This window comes from Nocardioides sp. P5_C9_2, assembly GCF_054049555.1.
The window spans coordinates 1-6978 of sequence record NZ_JBFUMD010000182.1 but is presented as its reverse complement, the minus strand read 5'-3'; the positions used below and the strand labels follow the sequence as shown (position 1 = coordinate 6978).

The 6978-nt window shown below is 73.5% G+C and carries 8 protein-coding genes and 1 pseudogene; all 9 read left to right on the top strand.

Annotated features, from left to right (window positions below; translation table 11 throughout):
- Positions 1–55 precede the first annotated feature (55 nt).
- Positions 56–517, top strand: coding sequence for a Holliday junction resolvase RuvX (ruvX, locus tag ACXJKL_RS10810; RefSeq protein WP_457207055.1), 462 nt, complete (start codon positions 56–58; stop codon positions 515–517).
- Entirely contained in the window at positions 510–1706 is a 1197-nt protein-coding gene (gene mltG, locus ACXJKL_RS10805) for an endolytic transglycosylase MltG (RefSeq protein ID WP_457207054.1), read from the top strand. The genes ruvX and mltG overlap by 8 nt, the downstream gene beginning before the upstream one ends.
- Entirely contained in the window at positions 1706–2554 is an 849-nt protein-coding gene (locus tag ACXJKL_RS10800) for a shikimate dehydrogenase (RefSeq protein ID WP_457207053.1), read from the top strand. Before mltG ends, ACXJKL_RS10800 begins: the two co-directional genes overlap by 1 nt.
- Positions 2551–3297, top strand: coding sequence for a prepilin peptidase (locus tag ACXJKL_RS10795; RefSeq protein ID WP_457207052.1), 747 nt, complete (start codon positions 2551–2553; stop codon positions 3295–3297). The genes ACXJKL_RS10800 and ACXJKL_RS10795 overlap by 4 nt, the downstream gene beginning before the upstream one ends.
- 56 nt (positions 3298–3353) lie before the next feature.
- Entirely contained in the window at positions 3354–4532 is a 1179-nt protein-coding gene (gene aroC / locus ACXJKL_RS10790) for a chorismate synthase (RefSeq protein ID WP_457207051.1), read from the top strand.
- A gap of 8 nt (positions 4533–4540) precedes the next feature.
- Positions 4541–5080, top strand: coding sequence for a shikimate kinase (locus tag ACXJKL_RS10785; RefSeq protein WP_457207050.1), 540 nt, complete (start codon positions 4541–4543; stop codon positions 5078–5080).
- Positions 5077–6183: a 3-dehydroquinate synthase gene (gene aroB / locus ACXJKL_RS10780; protein WP_457207049.1), complete on the top strand. Its 1107-nt coding sequence runs from the start codon at positions 5077–5079 to the stop codon at positions 6181–6183. The genes ACXJKL_RS10785 and aroB overlap by 4 nt, the downstream gene beginning before the upstream one ends.
- On the top strand, positions 6180–6623 hold the full coding sequence (locus tag ACXJKL_RS10775) for a type II 3-dehydroquinate dehydratase (protein WP_457207048.1): 444 nt from the start codon (positions 6180–6182) through the stop codon (positions 6621–6623). The genes aroB and ACXJKL_RS10775 overlap by 4 nt, the downstream gene beginning before the upstream one ends.
- A 130-nt stretch (positions 6624–6753) precedes the next feature.
- Positions 6754–6978 (top strand): annotated as a pseudogene (locus ACXJKL_RS10770) (elongation factor P); the annotation flags it as partial.

Genomic DNA, 6978 nt, shown 5'->3' with positions numbered 1-6978 from the left:
TCCCGGGCGAGGTCGCCCGGATGGCCGGCCGGGGTTGAGCGGCGGGACGGCGGACGTGCGTACCGGTGTGAGGGTCGGCATCGATCCGGGGGACGCCCGGATCGGGGTCGCGCGCAGCGACCCCTCCGGCTTCCTCGCCACGCCCGTGGAGACGGTCCGTCGCGGGCGCGGCGACCTCGCCCGGCTGCGCCGGATCATCGCCGAGGCGGAGGCCGTCGAGGTGGTCGTGGGACTGCCCCGGTCGCTCTCCGGCGGCGAGGGCCCGGCGGCGGTCAAGGTCCGGGACTTCGCCGGCCGACTGGCGCGGCAGATTGATCCCGTGCCCGTGAGACTGTGTGATGAGCGCCTGACCACGGTGTCCGCGGAGTCCATGCTCCGCGACCGTGGTCGCAAGGGCGCAGCACGGCGTGCCGTGGTGGACCAGGCGGCCGCCGTCCTGATCCTCCAGCACGCGTTGGACACCGAACGGGCCAGCGGCAACGCGCCCGGAGAGATCGTCGAGGTCAGCGATGAATGACGAGCAGCAGTACTCCGACGACGTCATCGACGCCGATGACACGGGCGCGGACGACACCGGTCCGGAGGACACGGGCGAGGTGGCCTCCTCCGCGGGAGGTCGTCGCCGCAAGAAGCGCGGGATCTCCGGGTGCCTCGCGGTGATCGTCGCGCTCGCGGTGCTCGTCGGCGGCTTCTACGTCGGAGTCACTCGGGGCGTCGACTGGGTCTCCGACCAGTTCTCCTCCGCCGAGGACTACCCCGGCCCCGGCAACGGGTCAGTGACCTTCGAGGTCGAGGAGGGTGACACCACCGCGGAGATGGGGCGCAACCTCAAGGCCAAGAACGTCGTCGCCTCCGTGCAGGCGTTCCTCGACGCGGCCGCGGCCGACCCCGACTCCGCGGGCATCCAGGTGGGCTTCTACCAGCTCAAGAAGGAGATGGCCGCCGACGACGCGCTGGAGGTCCTCCTCGACCCCGGCAACCAGGTCAAGAGCACGGTCACCGTGCCCGAGGGGATGCGGGTGGAGGACGTCGTCGCGCTGCTCGGCGAGCAGACCGAGTTCGGTGCCGCCAAGTGGCGCAAGGCGCTCACCCAGGACATCGGTCTGCCCGACTACGCCGGCGGCAACCCGGAGGGCTACCTGTTCCCCGCGACGTACGAGATCGGTCCCAAGGACAAGCCCCGCGACGTCCTGACGGCCATGGTCACCCGGTGGCGCCAGGCCGCCGACGACGCCGGGCTGGAGGATGCCGCCGCCGAGCTGGGCAAGACCCCGGCCGAGCTGATGACCATCGCCTCGCTGGTGGAGGCCGAGGGCCGCGGCGACGACATGCCCAAGATCTCGCGGGTCATCTTCAACCGGCTCGACGGTCCCGGGGACAAGGGCGGCACCAACGGCCTCCTGCAGATCGACGCCAGCGTCAACTACGGCCTCGACCAGGAGCTCGGGGTGGCGCTGACCACCGACCAGCTCCAGCAGGACACGCCGTACAACACCTACACCCGTGCGGGCCTGCCGCCGACGCCGATCGAGGCGCCGGGCGACGACGCCATCGCGGCGGCGGCCAACCCGGAGCCGGGTGACTGGTACTACTACGTGACGGTCGACCTGGCGACCGGCGAGACCAAGTTCGCCGAGACCTACGACGAGTTCCTCACCTACAAGGACGAGTACACGGAGTACTGCACCACCTCCGACGCCTGCTGATGGGGAGTCCTGGGGGAGGGGCGCGGCGTTGCGGCGTGCTGGGCGACCCGATCGACCACTCGCTGTCGCCGACGCTGCACCGGGCGGGCTACGCCGAGCTCGGCCTGGACTGGGAGTACGACGCCCATCGGGTCGCCGCCGGAGGGCTCGGCGACTTCCTGGCCGGGCTCGGACCCCAGTGGCGCGGGCTGTCGCTGACCATGCCGCTCAAGCGTGAGGCGGTCGTGCTGGTCGACGAGCTGACCGAGCGGGCGCGGCTCGCCGGGGTCGCCAACACGGTCGTCGTCGAGGACGGTCGCCTCCTCGGCGACAACACCGACGTCCCGGGCGCCATCGCCGCGATCCGCGAGCGCACCGGTGCCCACCTTGCCTCCGCCGCGATCCTCGGCGGGGGGGCCACGGCGACCTCGGTGGGACTGGCCCTGGCAGACCTGGGCGTCCGCTCGCTGAGCCTGCTGGTGCGCGAGCCCGCGCGGGCGGACGAGACGCGCGAGGCGCTCGCGGGCCATCCCGGGCGTCCCGAGGTGGTCGTCGGCCTGCTCGACGACCCGAGCCCGCTCGACGTCGACCTGGTGGCCTCCACCATCCCGGCCGACGCCCAGCACGCCCGGCTGGTGTCCCGGTGCCGCGGCGCGGACGTCGTCTTCGACGTGCTCTACCACCCGTGGCCGACGCCGCTGGCCGCCTCCGCCGGCGACCGGGTGCTGGTGAGCGGGCTGGACCTGCTGATCCACCAGGCGGCCGTCCAGTTCGAGCTCTTCACCGGCCGGGGTGCTCCCGTGGCCGCGATGCGTGCGGCGGGGGAGCGGGCGCTCGCCGAGCGGTCCGCCGGGGAGCCCGCCTCGTGAGCGACGCGTTCCTGGCCGCGGTCGTGGCGGCGGTGGTGTGCGGAGCGCTCGGGCTGCTCGTGCCCCGCCTGGTGGCGGCGGTGCCCGAGCCGGCGCCCCCCGATCCGGCGCCCGAACCGACGGACCCGCCTGAGGACCCGCCGGAGGACGTCAAGCCCCTGTACGCCGACCTCGCGGCGCGCCCGCGCCTGGCCGTGCTGGGGGCGACGGTGTCGCTGGTCTCCGGGGCGCTGGTCGGTGCGGCGACGGGGTGGGACTGGCCGCTGGTCTGGCTGGTGCCGCTCGTGCCCGTCGCCGTGGCCCTGTCGTACATCGACTGGCACACCCGGCTGCTGCCGCGCCTCGTCGTGCTGCCCGCCACCCTGGCCGCCGCCGCTGCCGTGGTGGTCGTCGGGCTGGCGACGGGGGAGCGCGACGCGATGGTGCGGGCGCTGGTGGCCATGGTGGTGGTCCGCTCCTTCTTCTGGGTGCTGTGGTTCGTCCGCTCGGCCGGCATGGGATTCGGCGACGTACGCCTGGCGGCGCTGGTCGGGCTGGTGCTCGGCTGGGTCGGGTGGGGGACGGTGGCGATCGGGGTCTGGACCGGCTTCGTGGCGTTCGCGGTCCCCGGCCTGATGCTCGCCGTCGTACGCCGCGACCGGGCGCTGCTGCGCCAGGCCTTCCCGTTCGGGCCCTTCATGGCCGGTGGCGCGCTCGTCGGCCTGGTCTGGGGACCGGCGCTGGCCGGCGTCCTCTGGGGCTGATCTCGCCGCCCGAGGACGGGCGTCGGCGCCGACGGAGCGCGTGAAAGACTGCGGGCATGCTGCGTTGGCTCACCGCGGGCGAGTCCCACGGCCCCTCCCTGGTCGCCATCCTCGAGGGGATGCCCGCCCACGTCCGTGTCACCACCGACGACATCGCCGATGCCCTGGCGCGCCGACGCCTCGGATACGGACGCGGCGCACGGATGAAGTTCGAGGCCGACGAGGTGACCGTCGTCGGGGGAGTCCGGCACGGGGAGACCCAGGGTGGCCCGATCGCCCTGCAGGTCGCCAACACCGAGTGGCCCAAGTGGGACAAGGTCATGTCCGCCGACCCGGTGGACCCGGTCGAGCTCGACGCCCTGGCCCGCAACGCGGCACTCACCCGGCCCCGCCCCGGCCACGCCGACCTGGTCGGCATGCAGAAGTACGACTTCGACGAGGCCCGTCCCATCCTCGAGCGCGCCTCGGCCCGGGAGACCGCGGCCCGCGTGGCCCTGGGCCGCGTCGCCACCCACTTCCTCTACCAGTCCGTCGGTGCCGAGGTCGTCAGCCACGTCGTCGAGCTCGGCGGCGTCTCCGCACCGGCGGGATCGGTCCCCGACGCCGACGACGTGGGCAGGCTCGACGCCGACCCGGTCCGCTGCCTCGACCCCGGGGCGAGCGCCGCGATGGTCGCCCGCATCGACCAGGCGCACAAGGACGGGGACACCCTCGGCGGGGTCGTCGAGGTCGTCGTCCACGGCCTGCCGCCGGGCCTCGGCTCCCACGTCCACTGGGACCGGCGGATCGACGCTCGCCTGGCCGGTGCCCTCATGGGGATCCAGGCCATCAAGGGGGTCGAGGTCGGGGACGGCTTCGACCTGGCCGCCACCCCCGGCTCGCAGGCCCACGACGAGATCGTCTCCACCCCCCAGGGGCTGCGACGCACCTCCGGGCGCTCCGGTGGCACCGAGGGTGGGATGACGACCGGCGAGGTGCTGCGTGTGCGGGCCGCGATGAAGCCGATCGCCACGGTGCCCCGGGCCCTGCGCACCGTCGACGTCGCGACCGGCGAGGAGGCCGTGGCCCACCACCAGCGCTCCGACGTCTGCGCGGTGCCGGCCGCCGGGATCGTGGCCGAGGCGATGGTCGCCCTGGTGCTGGCCGACGCCGTGCTGGAGAAGTTCGGCGGCGACTCCGTGCGCGAGACCCGCCGCAACGCCGAGAGCTACCTGGACACCCTGAGGTTCCGATGAGTCACGCCGTGAACGAGTCCGTGGACGAGCCCGCGAGCGGGCCCGCCTCCGGCCCCCGGGTCGTGCTCGTCGGCCCGATGGGGGCGGGGAAGTCGACCGTGGCGGCGCTGCTCGCCGACGCGTGGGGCCTCCCGGTCCGCGACACCGACGCCGACATCGAGTCGTCCCAGGGGCGCACGGTCGCCGACATCTTCGTGGAGTCCGGGGAGGAGCACTTCCGTGCCCTCGAGGCGGTCGCGGTCGCCGAGGCGCTCGCGACCCACCAGGGAGTCCTGGCACTGGGCGGCGGGGCCGTGCTCGACCCGGCGACCCGATCGCTGCTCAGTGGCCACCGGGTCGTCTTCCTGCAGGTCGGGCTCAGCGAGGCGGTCAAGCGCGTCGGGCTCGGCGTCGCTCGTCCGCTGCTGCTCGGCAACGTCCGCTCGCGCATCAAGACGCTGCTCGACGAGCGCACCCCCGTCTACGAGTCGGTGGCCACCCTGGTCGTCGACACCGACGACCGCACCCCCGCCGAGGTCGCGGCCGAGATCACGGAGGCCCTGTCGTGACCACGAGCGGCGACACCGTCCTGCACGTCGGCGGCGCGTCGCCGTACGACGTGGTCGTGGGCCACGGCCTCGCCGACCGGCTCCCCGGGATCCTCGGCCAGTCCGTCCAGCGGGTCGCGGTGCTGTACGCCGGTCAGCTGGGCGAGCTCGTGCAGCCCGTCGTCGACGCGCTCGTCGACGACTACGACGTGCTCGCCCTGGGCCTGCCCGAGGGGGAGGCCGCCAAGACGGCCCCGGTGGCCTCCGACTGCTGGGAGGCGCTGGGGGAGGCGGGCTTCACCCGCTCGGACGCCGTGGTGACCTTCGGCGGCGGTGCGACCACCGACCTGGGCGGCTTCGTGGCCGCGACCTGGCTGCGCGGCGTCCGCGTGGTCCACGTGCCCACCACGGTGCTGGGGATGGTGGACGCGGCCGTCGGCGGCAAGACCGGCATCAACACCGGCGCGGGCAAGAACCTCGTCGGCTCCTTCCACGAGCCGGCCGGCGTGCTGTGCGACCTCGACCTCCTCCGGTCGCTGCCGCGCGACGAGCTCGTCTCCGGCCTGGGCGAGGTCGTCAAGTGCGGCTTCATCGCCGATCCCGCGATCCTCGACCTCGTCGAGTCCACCGACCCCGACGCGCTGACCGCCGACTCGGCGGTGCTGCGCGAGCTGGTCGAGCGCGCCATCCGGGTCAAGATCGCGGTGGTCGTCGACGACCTGCGGGAGACCGGGGGCGACGAGGGCCACCCGGGTCGCGAGGTCCTCAACTACGGGCACACGCTCGCGCACGCCATCGAGCGGGCCAGCGGGTACGCGGTCCGGCATGGCGAGGCCGTCTCCATCGGGAGCGTCTACGTCGCCGAGCTGGCCGCCCGGGCGGGGTCCCTCGACCCGGCACTGGTCGAGCGGCACCGCGCCGTCTTCGGCCGAGTCGGGCTGCCCACGGGCTATGCCGGCGCGTCCTTCGACGAGCTGCACGCGGCGATGAAGGTCGACAAGAAGTCCCGCGGCGACCAGCTGCGCTTCGTGGTCCTCGACGAGCTCGCCCGGCCGCGGATCCTCGCCGGGCCGTCGGAGGAGCACCTGCGCGCGGCGTGGACCGCCATCGGCGGCGACCGGTGACGGCACCACGCACCGTGCTGGTGCTCAACGGCCCCAACCTCGGCCGCCTCGGCCGCYGGCAGCCCGAGATCTACGGCCGCGCCACCCACGCCGAGCTCGCGGAGCAGTGCGTGGCGTGGGGCCGGGAGCTCGGGCTCGCCGTCGAGGTACGCCAGACCAACCACGAGGGCGAGCTGCTCGACTGGCTCAACGCCGCCGCCGACGACGGGCACCCCGTGGTCCTCAACGCCGGCGCCTGGACGCACTACTCGCTCGCGCTCTGGGACGCCTGCGCCCAGCTGACGGCGCCGCTGGTCGAGGTGCACATCTCCGACCCGAGGCAGCGACCCGAGGAGTTCCGGCACCACTCGGTCGTCGAGCCGCACGCGGTCGCCACGATCGCCGGGCAGGGGATCGACGGCTACCGGCAGGCACTGGAGCTCGTGGCCGCACGGTCCTGACCGGCCCGGGCGCGGTGGTCGGTTCGTGGATTCGCGGGGGCCTCGATAGACTTCCGGGTCGGCGCCGACGCGCGCCGTACCCGCGTTTGACAACAGACAACCCGATGGCGAAGGCAGGCCGGACCACACCATGGCAACCACCAACGACCTCAAGAACGGCATGGTCCTCAACATCGAGGGCCAGCTCTGGACCGTCATCGAGTTCCAGCACGTGAAGCCCGGCAAGGGCCCGGCGTTCGTGCGGACCAAGCTCAAGAACGTCGAGTCCAACAAGACGGTCGACAAGACCTTCAACGCCGGCACCAAGGTCGAGACGGCCAACGTCGACAAGCGGACGATGCAGTACCTCTACAAC

What these genes read in the sequence shown, in the direction of transcription:
- mltG (WP_457207054.1), top strand. Translation starts at nt 510, where the DNA reads ATGAATGACGAGCAGCAGTACTCCGACGACGTCATCGACGCCGATGAC.
- ACXJKL_RS10800 (WP_457207053.1), top strand. Translation starts at nt 1,706, where the DNA reads ATGGGGAGTCCTGGGGGAGGGGCGCGGCGTTGCGGCGTGCTGGGCGAC.
- aroC (WP_457207051.1), top strand. Translation starts at nt 3,354, where the DNA reads ATGCTGCGTTGGCTCACCGCGGGCGAGTCCCACGGCCCCTCCCTGGTC.